At 55.5% G+C, this 16,599-nt stretch carries 12 protein-coding genes and 1 pseudogene; 4 read left to right on the top strand and 9 right to left on the bottom strand.

The window, feature by feature from the left end:
* Positions 1 to 18 precede the first annotated feature (18 nt).
* The 3 genes from RO22_RS15785 to RO22_RS15775 are packed head-to-tail and all read left to right on the top strand — an operon-like array spanning position 19 to position 2,887.
* The gene (locus tag RO22_RS15785) at positions 19 to 1,179 is read left to right on the top strand and encodes a 2-aminoethylphosphonate--pyruvate transaminase (protein ID WP_041158780.1); all 1,161 of its coding nucleotides are present in this window, start codon (positions 19 to 21) and stop codon (positions 1,177 to 1,179) included.
* Positions 1,179 to 1,997, top strand: coding sequence for a phosphonoacetaldehyde hydrolase (gene phnX / locus RO22_RS15780; protein ID WP_009286000.1), 819 nt, complete (start codon positions 1,179 to 1,181; stop codon positions 1,995 to 1,997). The genes RO22_RS15785 and phnX overlap by 1 nt, the downstream gene beginning before the upstream one ends.
* Positions 1,994 to 2,887 carry an EamA family transporter gene (locus tag RO22_RS15775; RefSeq protein WP_041158779.1) on the top strand — a complete coding sequence of 298 codons (894 nt, stop codon included), beginning with the start codon at positions 1,994 to 1,996 and terminating at the stop codon, positions 2,885 to 2,887. The genes phnX and RO22_RS15775 overlap by 4 nt, the downstream gene beginning before the upstream one ends.
* A gap of 100 nt (positions 2,888 to 2,987) precedes the next feature.
* On the opposite strand, the gene RO22_RS15770 is transcribed toward RO22_RS15775, so the two are convergent.
* From RO22_RS15770 to RO22_RS15735, 9 genes and pseudogenes are all read right to left on the bottom strand, one after another.
* On the bottom strand, positions 2,988 to 3,749 hold the full coding sequence (locus RO22_RS15770; RefSeq protein WP_041158778.1) for a hypothetical protein: 762 nt from the start codon (positions 3,747 to 3,749) through the stop codon (positions 2,988 to 2,990).
* Positions 3,750 to 4,075: 326 nt separating this feature from the next.
* Positions 4,076 to 5,017, bottom strand: a complete 942-nt coding sequence (locus RO22_RS15765) for a tetratricopeptide repeat protein (RefSeq protein WP_041158777.1) — start codon at positions 5,015 to 5,017, stop codon at positions 4,076 to 4,078.
* Between the two features lie 291 nt (positions 5,018 to 5,308).
* Positions 5,309 to 5,713 carry a hypothetical protein gene (locus RO22_RS15760; protein ID WP_041158776.1) on the bottom strand — a complete coding sequence of 135 codons (405 nt, stop codon included), beginning with the start codon at positions 5,711 to 5,713 and terminating at the stop codon, positions 5,309 to 5,311.
* 1 nt (position 5,714) lies between these two features.
* Positions 5,715 to 9,395, bottom strand: a complete 3,681-nt coding sequence (locus RO22_RS25060) for an RHS repeat-associated core domain-containing protein (protein WP_235270523.1) — start codon at positions 9,393 to 9,395, stop codon at positions 5,715 to 5,717.
* Between the two features lie 108 nt (positions 9,396 to 9,503).
* Positions 9,504 to 11,522 (bottom strand): annotated as a pseudogene (locus RO22_RS25055) (type VI secretion system Vgr family protein); the annotation flags it as partial.
* A gap of 203 nt (positions 11,523 to 11,725) precedes the next feature.
* Positions 11,726 to 12,469, bottom strand: coding sequence for a sulfite exporter TauE/SafE family protein (locus RO22_RS15750; protein WP_041158775.1), 744 nt, complete (start codon positions 12,467 to 12,469; stop codon positions 11,726 to 11,728).
* 104 nt (positions 12,470 to 12,573) lie between these two features.
* Positions 12,574 to 13,380: a 5-deoxy-glucuronate isomerase gene (iolB, locus tag RO22_RS15745; protein WP_041158774.1), complete on the bottom strand. Its 807-nt coding sequence runs from the start codon at positions 13,378 to 13,380 to the stop codon at positions 12,574 to 12,576.
* 89 nt (positions 13,381 to 13,469) lie between these two features.
* Complete coding sequence (iolG, locus tag RO22_RS15740; RefSeq protein ID WP_041158773.1) at positions 13,470 to 14,465, bottom strand: inositol 2-dehydrogenase; 996 nt, start codon at positions 14,463 to 14,465, stop codon at positions 13,470 to 13,472.
* Between the two features lie 43 nt (positions 14,466 to 14,508).
* Positions 14,509 to 15,372, bottom strand: a complete 864-nt coding sequence (locus RO22_RS15735) for a MurR/RpiR family transcriptional regulator (protein ID WP_041158772.1) — start codon at positions 15,370 to 15,372, stop codon at positions 14,509 to 14,511.
* 238 nt (positions 15,373 to 15,610) lie between these two features.
* Between RO22_RS15735 and RO22_RS15730 the strand changes: the two genes are divergently transcribed.
* A complete protein-coding gene (locus RO22_RS15730; protein WP_041158771.1) occupies positions 15,611 to 16,561 on the top strand; it encodes a sugar ABC transporter substrate-binding protein in 951 nt (316 codons plus the stop codon).
* Positions 16,562 to 16,599 lie beyond the last annotated feature (38 nt).

The following is a 16,599-nucleotide window of genomic DNA, read 5'->3' as shown; positions in this document are numbered from 1 at the left end:
AATCTGGTATATACCAAAATGACCGATAACGTGAGCAAGGACATAAAAGACCCCTATTTACTAACCCCCGGGCCGCTGACTACTTCCCATGCGACCAAAGCCGCCATGCTGCGTGATTGGGGCTCCTGGGATGACGACTTTAACCAAGTGACTGCCGGCATTCGCACCCAGCTGCTTGCCATGGCCGAGGCAGCAAGCGACGAGTACGCCTGCGTGCCTATGCAGGGCAGCGGCACCTTTGCTGTTGAGAGTGCGCTGGCTTGCGCCACTGATCCCAACGGTAAAGTACTGGTGCTGATGAATGGTGCTTACGGCAAGCGAGCTGGCCAACTGCTGGATACCATAGGGCGCGTCTATATCACCTTGGATAAAGGCGACTATCTGCCACCCCAGCCCAATGAGGTGGCGGCGCTGCTGGAGCAATATCCTGATATTACAGCGGTATTTTTAGTGCACTGTGAAACCAGCTCGGGCATTTTGAACCCGTTAGAGGCGATTGCAGAGGTGGTGAACGCTCATGGTAAAACGCTCATCGTCGATGCGATGAGTTCCTTTGGCGGCGTACCCATCAGCCTCGTGAAAACACCCATCGATGTGCTGGTTTCCTCTGCCAACAAGTGCATCGAGGGCGTGCCAGGATTTGGTTTTGTGATTATTCGCAAAGCGCTGCTTGAAGCAGGCAAGGGGTGCGCCCACTCGCTGAGCCTGGATCTGCACGACCAGTGGTCGTATATGGAGCGCACCGGTCAGTGGCGCTTTACGCCGCCCACTCACACCGTGGTGGCCTTTCAGGCCGCACTTGCCCAGCACCGGGAAGAAGGCGGTGTGCCAGGTCGCTGCGCGCGCTATACCCGCAATCGTAATGCGCTGGTAAAAGGCATGCGGGCGCTAGGCTTCAGCACGCTGTTAGAAGACGAATGGCTATCGCCGATTATCACTACCTTTTTAAGCCCTACCGACCCAGCGTTTGAGTTTAACGCTTTCTATACAGCGCTAAAGGCGCGCGGGTTTTTGATCTATCCCGGCAAGTTGACTGAAGTGGAGAGTTTTCGTATCGGCTGCATTGGTCAGCTAGGCACCACGGTGATCGCGGAACTGCTAAGCGCCATTCAAAACACACTTGCCGAGATGGGCGTTAGCCTTTTTCCAGGCCTATCTTCACAATCAGGGAGCGCCTAATGCAGTATCAATCTCCCCAATGCTTGCAAGCGGTTATCTGTGACTGGGCAGGCACGCTGGTCGACTTTGGCTCCTTTGCGCCTACCCAGATCTTCGTCGAAGCGTTTGCTGAGCTGGGCGTGGCGATTAGCCTGGAAGAAGCTCGCGGCCCCATGGGTATGGGTAAGTGGGATCATATTCGGACACTCTGCAACCATCCGGACATCGCCGAACGCTTTGTTCAGGCGGTAGGCCACGCGCCTTCTGATGACGATGTAACGGCGCTTTATGAGCGCTTTATGCCGCTGCAGATTGCCAAAATTGCCGACCACTCGGCGGTGATTCCCGGCGCGCTCGACACCTTAACTACGCTGCGCGCCCAGGGGCTGAAAATCGGTTCCTGCTCTGGCTACCCGGCGGTGGTGATGGAAAAAGTCGTCGCTTTGGCTGCGGATAACGGCCTGCAAGTTGATCACGTAGTGGCGACGGATGAGGTGCCCAATGGCCGTCCGTATCCTGCTCAGGCGCTGGCCAATGTGATCGCGTTAGGCATCAGCGATGTGGCAGCGTGTATTAAAGTGGACGACACCACGCCGGGCATTCTTGAAGGGCGCAGCGCGGGGATGTGGACGGTGGCGCTTACCTGCTCGGGCAATGCGCTGGGGCTAACCTATGCGCAATATCAAGCGTTGAGTGATGCCGAGCGCCACGCCGCCCACGAGCGGGTGGCCGCGCAATTTGCCCCCTCAGCACCACACTACTGCATTGAGACCATTGCCGAGCTACCTAGCGTGGTCGATGCCATTAATACACGTCTTCAACAGGGAGAGCGTCCTTGAGTCCAGCCGCGCTTGCTCTGGTGCTGGTCTCGGTATGCATGCACGCCGGATGGAACGTGTTGGGCAAACGCAATGCGCCGTCGTTAGCCTCTTTTACCCTGGCTTACGGCGCGGGTGGTGCGGTGATGCTGCCGCTGGTGTTGATTGGGCCGTCACTCACTGCATTACCAAGTGCATTCTGGGGCTGGTTGGCGCTTTCTGGGCTGTGTCAAATGCTCTACATGGGCGGGTTAGCCTGGGCCTACGCGAGAGGGGACGTTAGCGTACTCTACCCCATTGCCCGGGCATTGCCGGTAGTGTTAGTGCCGCTGGTATCCATTGCGCTGCTGGGTAGCCGGGTGCTGGATAGATGGGATGGCCTTGGCATGGTGCTAGTCGTAGCAGGCGCACTCTGCCTGCCGCTTAGCCATCCGCAGGCGCGCAGGGTATCCACCTATCTCACCCCGGCCATGGGGTTTGCGCTACTAGCGGCAGCAGGCACCGTTGGCTATTCGCTGATCGACAAGCAGGCCCTCGGGCTAATGCAGGGGGCAGGGCACAGCGGGTTAACCGCAGGGGTGGTGTTTATGGTGCTACAAGCGCTGATGACACTAACCTGGTCAGTACCGCTACTGGCGTCGCTACCGGCAGAGCGACGCCGCCTGCCTGCGCTCCGCCGACAAGGGCTGGCCATGCTGGTCGTTACCGGGCTGATGATGACCTGCACCTATGGCTTGGTATTAATCGCCATGGCGCTTACCGACGAGGTAAGTTATGTGGTGGCGCTGCGCCAGCTCTCCATTCCAGTGGGGGTGCTAATGGGTGTGCTATGGCTGAAGGAGCCCGCATCCAGGGCAAAAGCCATCGGTACGCTGGTGATGTTGGCGGGGCTGGTGCTGGTGGCGCTTTAGGCCATTACGCTGGCGGCGCTATTGGCACTGCCAGCGTGAGGTGATCTAGCCGGCCATCGTCGTTGTTTTCGGCTGCCAGCGGATTGTCAGGTCTTCGATGCTATTGGGCATCCCCAGCCGATTCCGCTTGGGGGCTGACAGTTGGTTGATAAGCATTGGAATATAAGATGGTCAAGATAATGGCAGTGAATATATATATGAACGTGTTTACTAGTGGGGTTATCAAAGCAAAAGATATCAGGCTAAAGAATTGACCGCCAATCAAGCTAGAAAAAAGTCCAATGCAATATTCAAAAATAAATAGCAGAGCGATTAATAAGGCAAGTGAAAAGAATAGCGACCATTGGCAATTTTTAGTCATGCTCAAAGATTCTCTCAATGATATGCTTCTGTCAAGCGCTACACCTACAAAAATAAGTGACAGCCTTAATGTGAAAAATAAAGTCACTAAGAAGAAAGTTAAGGGGATAGCGCCCATCAAGATGTTATACATGATTAGAGTTAAAGAAGCTCCGATAAACATACTGGGTATTATCCATAAAGCCAAAAATCCAATGCTATACAGAAGATATCTTGTTTCACGTCTTTTAAATTTCAATTTAAAAGGTTCTGGTTGTTCGTCGAGCAAGATTGTCCGAGTTGTGTTTATTGAGATCATAGCCAGAATGGCCATGTCAGCAACAAAGAAAAGTATATATAAAAGTGAGCTGGCACTGCCATATGAAAATCCTGTATAAGCTGATCCGTAGCGCACCAATTGAAGCAAGATATACAAAATTAAAGGAAAGATGACGCCTTTTAATATAGCGCTCCTATGTTGGATCATAAGATACAGTGAACCTAGAGTGAATTTTGCAAACATGCAATTTCCTTAGTTTTAGTGTGTTGCCAAGCAGATAGGTCGGTAAGTTTAAAAAAATCACCTATAAGAGAGGGGGTAGAATCAGGTGTTTGATTTCAGTAGATAAGTGTGTTGGAGTTATTTTGTTCAGAAAGTTTTTAATTTTTCTTAACCTCACACGCTTTATATTTGGCAGCTGGGAAAACGGTAAGACGATGATACTTCTGCAACGCTACTGTTAAGGAAGACCGCTAGATGCCTTCCTTAGTGAGTATTGAATAAGGTAATGCCCCTGTTGTCTTTGCCGGGTGAATTAAGGGTAGAGCTATTTATTGTTCATTTTATGACTAAGGCCAAGTTTCAGTTTCGGTGGGAAGAGGAGTGTCGACTTGCCATTCTTCCACAAGACGATCTCCTTCAGCTATTTGGTCGCTATTGAGGAGAGAGACGGCAAAGTCACGGTTTTCGGCGCCGCTATCATCTCCTAAATCAGCAGCTAAGCTTGCATATACGTAAGCTAGAACGACATTTTCCTCAACTCCTAAACCTTGCCCATACAAAGAGCTTAAGTTGGACAAAGCATGCTTATCTCCTTGCGAGGCGGCATGGTGATACCACATGGCTGCAGTTTCATAGTTTTTCTCCACGCCTAAACCTTGAACATGCATAACGGCGATATTGTATTGTGAACCTTGGCTTCCTTGCTCAGCGGCTAGGGTATACCATTTCGCGGCTTCCTCGTGGTTGTTTGCCACACCTCTTCCGTGGTAATACATGTCTCCGAGATAGTCCTGGGATTTCACTAGCCCCTGCTCTGCAGCTAACTCAAACCACCTTGCTGCTTTCGGATAATCACGTTTTACTCCTCTACCGTAATAATACATTTGCGCTAAGTTCTGCTGCGCTCCTGCCATACCTTGATCTGCTGCCTGGTGGTACCATCTCATTGCTTCTTGAAAGTCTCTCGATACTCCACGCCCATTTTGGTACAGCCAGCCTAAATTATTTTGAGCTATGGCGTCGTTCTGATCTGCAGCTAGCTTTAGCCAGTCAGCGGCTTTCTCGAAATTTTGCTCAACACCTCTACCTCTAAGATACATGCCACCTAAGAGTGCTTGTGCATCTGGATTGCCCTCTTCAGCTAATGGTCTAAAGTTCTTGAGTGCAATAGTGTAATCTTCATTTCGTAAAGCCTCTCTGCCTTCCTCTAGAGAGCTGGCCATTACACTGAATGTTGTCAGTAACAAAGATAAAGGTACTGCAGCTATGATTTTTTTAAATAAATTCATTCGCTTGACCAATTCAGGGGTTAGGTTCTTTAATTTTTTAAGCTAAAATGATGATATCTATATTTTATAGAGTTTTACCTTCTTTTGCATCGTCTTATGAAATATCTTTTAGCGCCGATAGTAGATTGTGAGCAATATTTGTCTTGGGAGCATAAAATGCTCCCATCGGTGCAGTGCATATGGTTTTAGATCGATCTCAATGTTAGGTTTAGTACATGTTTTTAGTGAGAAACATCTGCGGTCAGGCCCAGTGCTTGTGAAGGTGAACTATGCGTTATTTACTTGGCTTTATTATTGTTTGTAGCTAGGGATTAGCTTTTTTGAAGCTAGAGCAACTGCTCCTCCAAGACCTCCTAGCAACGCGCCGCTCACCAACATGGAAAGTACCCAAATATAGTCGCCACTTGCTATATTAGTGATGAAGTATATGTCAAGTGCGACACTGGCTGTGGCGGCTATAAGGGAGTGAAGAATTACTCTTTTTTTTGTTAAAAAACCCATCGCCATTCCACATAGAAACATTAAGAAATATGCAAAATAAACCATCACTACAAGAAGCAGAATCCTGTTTGAAATAGCTCCATGAGATAGTAAATTGGCGATGGCTTGATAAGCGTCTTTCGCTAAGCGATATGAACTAATACAAAGTAAATAATTAAATATTAAAAGCTTTGTTTCTAGCCTTATGCTATTCATTTTAATTCCTCAAGTTTTCGCACATTTGCGCGCCTAAGTCAGGCGTAGCCTCATTCTGCATAAAGCATTCAAATTTACTCAGCCCTCCACAGTCTCTTGCATGTGAGTTAGCTTTCTCAAGGTCAAAAATAGTATCTACTACTTTAGCGTCAGGTTTAGGGCCGCCTCCTCTGCAAATTTCATTCACACACATAGGCCTTGTCTGAAAATATTTAGCAGATGTGGTTGTGCTATTACCATGTTGATCACTACAGACAGCACGCACATCTTTATAATCTGTCCACAGCCTTTCTAGTCGGCCTTCTGGCTCCAATACTTCCCATTCCACAAACTCCCATTCGGATGGCGGCTGAGCTACTGCTGGGCTTTGAGTATTAGAAGGGTTAGACGCATGTATCCCGACACCAAACGGTTCTAAATGATGCATATTTGCACCAAACAATCCCAACGGATCCACCATCCCCGTCGGATTCGTCACATACCCATACAAGTTCGTGCCACCCTGCAATCCAATCGGATCCTGGCTAATGTAACGCCCTTGCTGCGGGTCGTAGTAGCGGTGGCGGTTGTAGTAGAGGCCGCTTTCCTCGTCATGCCATTGCCCCTGGAACCGAATTGGTTGGGTGACGTTACGCACGGCGCGTTGGTTTTTGACGGCTGCCCAGTCGTCGGGTTCGGCGAGCCAGCGGGGTTGGCCGTTGGGGGTGACCAGCTGCATCGGGGTGCCCAGGGCATCGGTGATGTAAGCGCTGACTAGCTGGCCTTGCTGGGTATCATCAATTCTGAGCATGGGCACAAAACTGCCTGGCTCGTAGACCACCGTAGTGCGCTGGTTGTCTGTTTCTTCCCTGACGATGCGGTCGCCGTCCCAGCCGTAATGGGTGGTGGCGGTGGTGCCGTTGGGGTGGCGCACGGTTTTGCTGATGCGTCTTCCCAGGCCGTCGTAACGGTAAGTGGCTTCGCGGGTCGCTCCCAGTTCGCTGGCGTGGATCAGGTGCTCTAAGCGGTTGGCGCCGTCGTAGCCAAGCGTTAGGCGTTCGCCGTTGGGCTGTTGGCGTTCGACCAGGTTACCGGCACCGTCGTAGCGGTAGCGGGTACCGTTTAACTGCCCCAGGCGATTATCAGACAGGGCCTGTTGGCCTTCTAACCGGTTACCGGCCGCGTCCACGCTATAGCGGTGGGCGTGGTCGCCGTGCTGGCTGCCGATCAAGCGACCGGCAGCGTCGTAACTGTAGGCGATCACTTTTTCTGCTGGATCGCCTTGCAGGCTGCGGAAGCTCATCCGGCCCAGGGCGTCGTATTGGTAGTCCTGCTGGCTAGAGGTGTCCGGGCTGCGCAGCGTCAGGTGGTCTAGCTGGCCCAGGTTCGTATACCCGCGCTCCAGCACCAGCGGCTGATTGTGCGCATTGGCACCGGTGCTGAGGCGGCGCTGGGTCTCCCGGTGCAGGGCATCGGGTTCCAGGGCGATCTCAAGATCCAGGCCGGGGGCACTCATACCATGCAGGTGGCCGCTGCCGTAGGTGTGCCAGTTAAGCGCCGGTAGCTCGCCGAACTGGCTGGCCTGGGGCGCACCGGTGGCGGTGAGGCTGTGCTGGTGCTGCCACTGCCAGCCGCTATCGGCATGTTGCTGCTGTTCGCCGATTAAGCGCTGGGCGTGGTCGTAGTTAAAACTGACCTCACCGTGGTCGTTGGTGACGCTGAGTAGCTGGCCGTTGCTACCCCATTGGTACTGCTCCGTGCTGGCCGGGGAGTGCTCGGTCGCGGGCAGGTGGCGGGCGGTGAGGCGGCCAGCTTCATCGTAATCGTAACGGGTGACCAGCGGCTGGCCGTCGGGGCCGGGGCGGTTGGCCTCAATGCGCTCGATCAGTCGCCCGGCGTCATCGTAGCGGTACTGCTGCTCCCGGCCATCAGGGCCGGTCTCGCGGGCTAAGCGATCCATGTCGTCATAAGCAAAACGGTAAACCGCGCCATTGCCCAGGGTGAGTTCGCTGAGACGGCCAATGTCATCGTAAGCGGTAAACTGCTGGCTGCCATCGGCTTCGATGCGCTGCACCGGACGACCGTGGTCATCAAAGAAGAACTGCTGCCGAAACCCTTGCGGGCCTTCCAGCTCCACCTGCCGCCCAAGAGCATCCACATGGTGGTGCCAGTGGGTGCCGTCCGGCAGTTGCGTGGCGAGTCGCCGACCCATCTCGTCGTGCTGGGTGCGGGTGGTCTCGCCCAAGGCGTTGGTGATGCTGGCCAGATAGCCGTGGCGGTCGTAGCTATAAGTGGTGCGCTGCTGAGAACAATCGATTTGGGCGGTCATCTGACCCAGGGCGTTCCACTCGCGCTGGTGGGTTGCCCCAGCCGCATCGGTAATGGTCGTGGGGCGGTCGGGCAAAGCATCGTCTTCGTAGGCGAAGGCGGTGGTGCCCTCCGGCCCAGTGACTTCCACTGGGAGCCCCCGTTCGTTGCGCGTTATTTGCCAAGCTTGATCGTCGGGGCCTTCGATGCTGATCGGCTGCCCCAGGGCGTCGCGCTCAATGGCCCAGCGCGTGCCGTCTGGACCGGTCTGCGCAATCACTTGCCCATGCTCATCCCGCTCAATCAGCGTCTCGTGACCCAACGGATCCACGGTGGCTACTTTGAGACCGGCACGGTCGTAGCGGAACTCGATGCGCGAGCCGTCGGCGCGGGTATGGGCCGTCCAGCGGCGGCCGGGGCCGCTGCCCACAAAGTGGTAGCGCTCCTCCCGGCCCAGGCTGTCGGTGACCAGGGTGTGATCCACTTGGTAGCTGTACGTCCGCGCTAAACCTCCTGCTTCCTGCTGGCCCACCACGCGACCATCCGGGGCGTGGCGATCCCAGGTGTAGTGGGCTTCCATGCCCCCGGGGACCCGGTGGGCGGTGAGCATATGATCTTGCCACTCGAACTCGCGCACCACTTCGCCGTGGCGGTGGCGTACCGCAATCAAATCCCCCACGGGGCTAAACGAGTAGCGCACCAACCAGTCGTCCTGGGCGCTGCCATCGTGTGCTTGCACCAGCTTGACGCCGGTTAGGCGCTGCCCGGCATCGTCGGGCTGGGCAGGAAGCAGGCTGTCGTAAACGAATTGGTAGCGACGCTGGGCGCTGTCGATCACCGTGACCAGCAGACCGGCTTCCCAGTGGTACTGGGTGGCATAGCCGTTGCGGTCGCGCTCTTCGATCAGTGACCAGCGAGCAGCGTTATCGCTTGAGCTATTACCCGAAGTCGCATCCGAGGTTGTCGCCACGTCTGCTGGATGGGCAGAGGCTGGGTTAGCAAACACATAATAAAGACCGCTGGCATCGCTAAGAACAATACGTTCGGGATCCTGGCGCAGCGTCTCATCCAGCGCTTGCCAGCGAGGCGCGTTACTCTCTTCAGCGGTTGAGGCACCCCCACGACGAATCCACAGCTGCTCGGTAGGGGAGAAGCGCGTCTGGCCGGGGGCCAGTGAACCAAAGGTAATTTGACGCCCCTGGGCATCGTGAACAATGCAGGCATCATTGTTAAGGGTGAGGGAGAGGCTTTCGCCGGGTACCGACCAGCCCTGACCGAGTATCCCAATCCGCCCGTTACTGGAGAGATAACCACGGCTAAACACAAACGGCCGTGGCGCGGGGAGTGCAAAATCGGTCTCGGCGGGCAGCAGCTTGGCGCCCAGCAGCGGGTTCACCGGGCTACCCACTGCCGGTTGGCAGGCACTGCAGTCGTCGGCCAGGCCATCGGTGATGTCGATATCGTCTAACGCCAACGGCGTGGCGGCGGTGATGTCGCTGCTGAGCAGTGGGGTCTGGTGCGGCTCAAGGGTAACGTCCTCGCTCTCCTCAGGCTCGGCTTCCCCGGGTAAGCGGGGCAGTACAATCGCCTGGCCCTGGCCGCGGCCGGGGCTACCGCCGGAGTTGATCTTGACCTGGGGGCCGACAATGGTCACGCCGCCGGGGTCGAGCTTGATAAAGCTGCCGCCCGCCTTGAGGGTGATCTCGCTACCCGCTTCCAACACGATCTGGCTGCCCGCTTTGTGGTGCAACTCGCGGCCGGTCTCGACCAACTGCGCCTCGCCGTACACCTCATGGCGGGTTTGATCCACCTGGAGGTGGTCATCGCCTTTGATCTGGGTGTAGCGCTTGCCGTGTACGGTGAGATGGTCGTCGTTATGGATTTCGCTGAGCCGGTTGCGATGCAGCTTAAGGTGGCTGTCCCGGCGGATCTCCTCGGTGCGGTCGTTAAGGGTGAGCAGCTCCAGATCTTTCTGAGCGTGGAGCCAGATCTGCTCTTCGCCAGTGGCGTCCTCGAAGCGCAGTTCGTTAAAGCCTTCCGATTTATGGCTCTGGGTGCGGATCACCGTGCGGGTCTTGTGCTCCGGCAGCGGGTAGGGCGGGGTATTCACCGCGTGGTAAGTGCGGCCGGTGACCAGCGGTTGATCGGGGTCGCCCTCTAAAAACGAGACAATGACCTCATGGCCGATCCGGGGGATCGCCATGCTGCCATAGCCACCGCCGGCCCAGCCCTGGGCGACCCGTACCCAACAGCTCGCCGTCTCATTAGGTTCGGCGTAGCGATCCCAGGGGAACTGCACCTTAACCCGGCCGTGTTCGTCGCAGTAGATCTCTTCACCTTCCGGCCCCACCACAAAGGCCACCTGGGGGCCATCGACCCGCGGCTTGGGGTTGGGCACTGGGCGGAAAGCCTGATCCCGGGGCATGATCACCACGTCGTTGTGGTAGCGGGTCATCAGCTCGCCTGCCTGAGCTGAACTGGCTCCACTCCCATTGCCGCCCCGGGCCATACCATCTTCTTCCAGGGCCTGGGGCTGCTCGCCGTGGTGAACCACCGAGACCACTTGCCAGGCGCGGTTAAGGCTGTCGATATCGTGGTCGGTAAGGGTAAAGCAGATCCCCGGGGCGAGCTCGGGGAGGTCACTCTCGGCCTCGGCGGTGGTGGCGTCGGCGCGCAGTGACTCTAACCGGTGGCGGGTAAAGGGCTTACCGGAAGCGTCCTTCTTATAGCGGCCGGGGTAGTCAAAGTGTTCGTAATCCTCCCGCTGGGCGTGTTCGCCCAAGTTGGGAGCGAGGTGCTCATGGATCTGCGCATAGGGCGGGTTTTTAAAGGTGTAGTCCTTGAGCATCGCCGAGGCGGGGCGCACCCGGTTGGCCTGACGCAATTTACGCACATGGCGTCGGGGCGGCGTGCCCCCAGCGCGGCCGTGGTAGGTGCGCTCACCCACGCTGGGCAGCACCACCGTGGCGTCCGCAAATACCAGCTGGTGTTTGCCGCCCTCGGCGTTCTCAAACTCATGAAAATAGAAGCAGCCCTCTTCGGCGGCTAAACGCTCGATAAAGGCCAGGTCGGTCTCGCGGTACTGAACCAGAAACTCTCGGTCGAGGGGCGTGCGGGTGGTGGCAAAGCCGATATCGGTGAGGCTGCGCTCGTTGGCTAAAGTGGTGATGGCATCAAACGGCGAGGTATCCTGAAAGATACGCGAATTATGGCGCAGCGATAACCGCCACAGCGCCGGACGAATCTCGACACGGTAGAAGCTGCGGCGGTGTCCCCTATCGCCGCGGTGCAGCTCTGAAATCATCCCATGCACGCGGCGTAGCGGCTCGCCGTCCTGCCAAATGGTCAGGGTGGCGTTTTGATCCAAGCAGTCGCTGGGCGACAGGGTGTGGGTGCGGCTGGCAAACTCAACTGAGAGCGCAAACGGCTCAGACAGGGCCTCGCGATGGGTAAAGCGCACCACGGCGGTGTCATCGGCCCCGGGTAGGGTCAGGGTAAATTGCAGGCCCGTTTTGTCCGCCATCGCTCCGCTCCTTGGATCAAGTAAATGAGAAACGATCAGGGTAGCGGGCCGGGGCCAGAGAGCAAGGCCTGGAAGGCAAGTGACAGGGATCTCTTACACGTTTGTAAGAGATCTCTTACAAAATTTTAAGCGATGTCTTACAGCTTAAACGCTTAAAGGATGATTGTATGAAAAATGAGCTGCACTCCGTAATGAATCCCGCCCTATTTCAGCGCCTGCCAAATCAGATTAAAACCGACTAAAAACATGGCAAAAATCACCAGTCGGTAGAACAGCGTCTCGTTGACGCGGCTTTGCAGCCATAGGCCGTTGCGTACACCGATCCAGGCGATGGGTACGAGCAGCAGCGAGGCCCAGGCGCTGGTGACGTTGATTTCGCCAAGCCACATATAAGGCGCTAGCTTGATAACGTTGACTACGGCAAAGGTCACCGCACAGGTGGCAATAAACGTCTCTTTCGATAGTTTGCGCGGCAGCAGGTAAACGTTCAGCGGCGGCGCGCCCGCATGGGCCATAAAGCTGGTAAAGCCGCAGACGCTTGCCGCTGGCAATGCCCAGCGGGTGGAGATAGGTTTCTTGGCAACGGGCTTGAGCAGCATGTAAGCGGCGAACAGCAGGGTGATCACGCCGAGAGTCAGGCGTAAGCCCTGTTCACTCAAACTGCCAAACAGCAGCGTCCCTACCGTCACGCCGATAAACAGCCCCGGCACAAAGCGCCAGACCTCAGTGGCGTCCTGCTTGCCCCACCATGCTTTCACCGCAAACACGTCCATCACCAACAGTAGTGGCAATAGTAAGCCGGCTGCCTGGGCGGGGCTGATCGCCAGTGCCATTAGCGGTACCGAGAGCGTGCCAAAACCACCCGCAAAGCCACCTTTTGAAACGCCGGTCAGATAAACGGAAAATGCAATTAACAACCAGGCGATGACGGAGTAGTCGGGGAGCATAGGGCCTCTATGGTCTTTTATTAAAGGTGATGCACAAAAAAGCCCCGCATCGGCGGGGCTAGTTAGCATAGCATTAGATAAACGTTAGCGGGCAAAGTGTCGATCTATCCAGCGTTCATCAACCATTCGTGGTCGGGGTCGTTGTGGAATTTCCATGCCCGCTTGGGCCCCGCCATCACATTCAAATAGTAGAGCGAATAGCCATGGGAGGCGCCCACTGGGTGGTACCCCTTGGGCACCAACACGCAGCAGCCGTTCTCCACCGCCATGGTTTCATCAAGGCTGCGGTCATCGGTATAAACGCGCTGGAAGGCAAACCCTTGTTCAGGGTTAATGCGGTGGTAGTAGGTCTCTTCCAGATGTGATTCGTGGGGTAAGTTATCCACATCGTGTTTGTGTGGCGGGTAGCTCGACCAATTGCCCGCGGGTGTGAATACTTCGACTACTAATAGGCTATCGGCGGGCTCGGTTTCCGGCAGAATATCGTGAACATGGCGGGTGTTGGTGCCTTGGCCACGGGTGCTTTGCTTGATGTTGTCGGGGGCGATCAGCCTGGGGGCGTGGTTACCATGACCTGGGGCAGCACACACGGCTAGTTCTAAATCCGTGGTCGCTTCCACCGCGTAGCTAACATGGTCAGGCAGATAAACCGCGTAGGGAGGGATCTGTTCAAAAATATCCATGCGCTCGCCGATGTCTTCAAAACGGTGCTCGCCGCAGACCACATTGGCGCGACCGGAGAGCAGCACCAGGCAGACTTCCTGATCATCGCTGCTGGCCTCTAGGCGCTGGCCCTTGGCGAGTTTATGCATCCGAAAGCCCACGTGCGTCCAGCCAGCCGATTCAGGAGTAATGTTAATTACGGTGCCTTGGGTGTCTGGGGCGGTGGGGCGTACCAGTAGGGAAGCCATATGTCGCTCCTTCTGATGGCTAGCTGCTCGGTCGGCAGCTAATCGTTTACGATATAAAAGGTATGAAAAACAGACACTCTGGTGTCTGTTTACACCGAGGCGTCGAGCAGGATTTTGCGACCTTCACGCAATGAACGCTCCGCTGCATCGGCTAAGCGCAACGCCTCTAGTCCATCTTGAGCACCTGCGAGTGGTGCACGTTTCTCTTGCCAGGCGGCGACAAAATCACCAATTTCAAGTTGATAGGCCTGGGCATAACGCTCTAGGAAGAACCACTTGGGTTTGTCTTCTACCTGCCCTGTTTCGCCAGTAAAGCGCAGCCGGGTGTCGCTCTCGTTCTGGGCTTGCAGCATGCCTTGGCTGCCAAAGGCTTCGATACGCTGATCGTAGCCGTAGCAGGCGCGTCGTGAGTTGCTGATCTGGCATAGCTTTCCGCTGGCCGTGGTGAGAGTGACCATGGCGGTATCCACGTCTCCCGCTTCGCCAATCGCTGGGTCGATGATGCTACTGCCAACGGCAAAGACACTTTCAATCGGTTCATCGAGAAGCCAGCGCGCCATGTCCAGATCGTGAATCATCATGTCCCGAAACAGGCCGCCGGACTCAGCCACGTACTCGGCGGGCGGGGGAGAGGGGTCGCGGCTGATGATGGTCAATGTTTCCAGTGCGCCTATACGCCCTTCGGTGATGGCCTTTTTAAGCGCAGCAAATTGAGGGTCGTGACGGCGGTTAAAGCCTAATGCGCAGGTCACTGGATGTTCGCTAAGCACTTGAAGGGCATCGCGAGTGCGGGCTAAATCCAGGGCGATGGGTTTTTCGCATAGAATCGCCTTGCCCGAGCGTGCGGCACGCTCCAGATACTCCGCGTGAGTAGGCGTGCTTGAGGCAATCAGTACCGCGTCAATATCATCATCTGCGAAGATTTCATCCACAGAGGCCGCTCGGCTGGCGTACTGCTCGGCCAACGCTTCTGCGGCAGGCTGATGAAAATCGGCCACGGCGGCCAGGGTAACGCTTGGGTGCGAGTGAATGGCCTGGGCATGCACCTTGCCGATGCGTCCAGCGCCGATGAGTGCGAGTTTCATAAGCTCTCCTGTTTTGTTTTTACTGTTGGCTTGCTTTGGATGTTTAGGCCTTACGTTGTTTGTCCTGGCCCTTTTCTTTGTCGCGTGTTTTGTCTTGCCGCACCCCCAGGGCAATTGCCAAGGTCTGGGTCAAGCAGAGCGACGCGGTCAAACTACGGAAACTTTTCACTTCGGCTTCGTTGACCACGAAGACGACATCCGCGAAGCGGGCCAGTGGGCTAAGGTTCGAATCGGTAATCACCACAATAGGTAGACCGCGCTGATGGGCGTCTTCGCAGGCTTTTTGGCTCTCTTCGGCATAGGGAGAAAAGCTGATGGTCAGTAGGGCGTCGTGTTGGCTCATAGCGCGCAGCTGCTCGCCGTACATTCCGCCCAAACCATTAACCAGCAGCGCAGGCTTATCCACATGGGCCAGGGCATAGGTCATATAGCTGGCGACCATAAAGCTTCGCCGTGCGCCCATCACATGAATCGCATGAGCCTTTTCAAAAATATCCAGCGCCTTCTCCAGACTCTCTGGATTAATGCGGCTGGGAAGCTGCTCAAGCACGGCACGGTTGGCGTCAGCGAACTCCCATAACAGCTGGGTGCTATCCGGTGTTTCTCCGGTGGCGCTGCGTACCGCGCGAATTCGCTCGGTGTAGTTAGGCAATTCATCGACCAGGCGGCTGCGAAACAGTTGCTGCATTTCGGAAAAGCCCTTAAAGCCCAAGCTATTGGCCAAGCGAATTAAGGTGGATGGAGTGACATCCGCCTGTTCGGCAATTTTGGCCACGGTCGCTAAAGCAACCTCCTGGGGGTGATCAAGCATAAAACGCGCGGTTTGCTGCAAACGTTTGCTTAGCGTGGCGTACTCGGCGGTGATCAGCGTTTCCAGCTCACGGTAGCTTTGTGGGGGCTGCGGCATACAAATTCCTTAGCGTTAACTCATGTACCACTCATTCACTCATGTACGGCTGGGCAGTAGCACTGAGCAAAGTGGCTGGTTGTTATGCAGTCTAGTTGATTGAAATAAATATTCCATTTATACAAAAGTATAGAATAAATAATTTGCAATAATTGCTATTTGGAATCTATATTTCATAGCGCCAAGGCATTTAATGCCACTTCCCTACCAACAACGATAACGTTATGAGGAATTATTTATGGCACGTCTATCTCAATGGCTTCTAGCCTCTGCCGCCACCACGGCATTAATGGCGGGTGCCGCACAAGCACAAGAACCGGAACAAGAAGCGAGCCGTTTCGTCATGGTGACCCATGGTGTTCCCTCTGATCCTTTCTGGTCAGTGGTGAAAAACGGCGCAGAAGCAGCCGCTGATCTCGTAGGCGCAGAGTTGGAATACCGTGCACCGTCCACCTTTGACATGGCCAAGATGCAACAGCTCGTACAGGCGGCGGTAGCGTCTCAACCAGACGGTTTGATCCTTTCTTTCACCGACGAAAATGCCCTGGGTGGCGCTGTCCAAAATGCTGTCGATAACGGCATACCCGTCATCACCATTAACTCCGGTGGTGACGTGGCGAGGGATTATGGTGCCCGGCTGCACGTCGGGCAGAGTGAATACGAGGCGGGCAAACAGGCCGCCGAGCGCATGCAGGAACTGGGCGTTGAAAAAGGCGTCTGCGTTAACCATGAACAAGGCAATCAGGGACTTGACCAGCGCTGTGATGGATTTGTCGAGGGCTTCGATGGCAATGCTGAGCAGCTAGCGACCACCTACGACCCCACCAATATTCGCAATGCCATTGTCGCTTACCTCAACGAGAACAGTGATGTGCGTGGTGTGCTGACCTTGGGTGCACTGGCCGCTGATCCGATGATTCGGGCCATGCGTGAGCAGGGGGCAACCGATATGTTCACTCTCGGCACCTTTGACCTTTCACCCGGTATTTTGGAAGCCTTGGATGCAGGTGAACTGGACTTTGCGATCGACCAACAGCAGTACATGCAGGGTTATTTGCCTGTCATGTTCCTAGATCAGTTCGTCAAAAACGGCCTGCTACCCGCAGGGGATGTTGCCACCGGCCCAGGGTTTGTCACTCAAGAAAACGCTGCACAGGTCATTGAGCTGAGTAGCCAGGGCATCCGTTGATAACTACCTAATCGAAAAAGGCTCGGCGCGGTGTCGAG

The sequence above is a fragment of the Halomonas sp. KHS3 genome, from assembly GCF_000830495.1.
GTDB classification, from domain to species: domain Bacteria; phylum Pseudomonadota; class Gammaproteobacteria; order Pseudomonadales; family Halomonadaceae; genus Vreelandella; species Vreelandella titanicae.
Note: the sequence above shows the minus strand (reverse complement) of the source record. Positions and strands in the feature narration are given on the sequence as shown.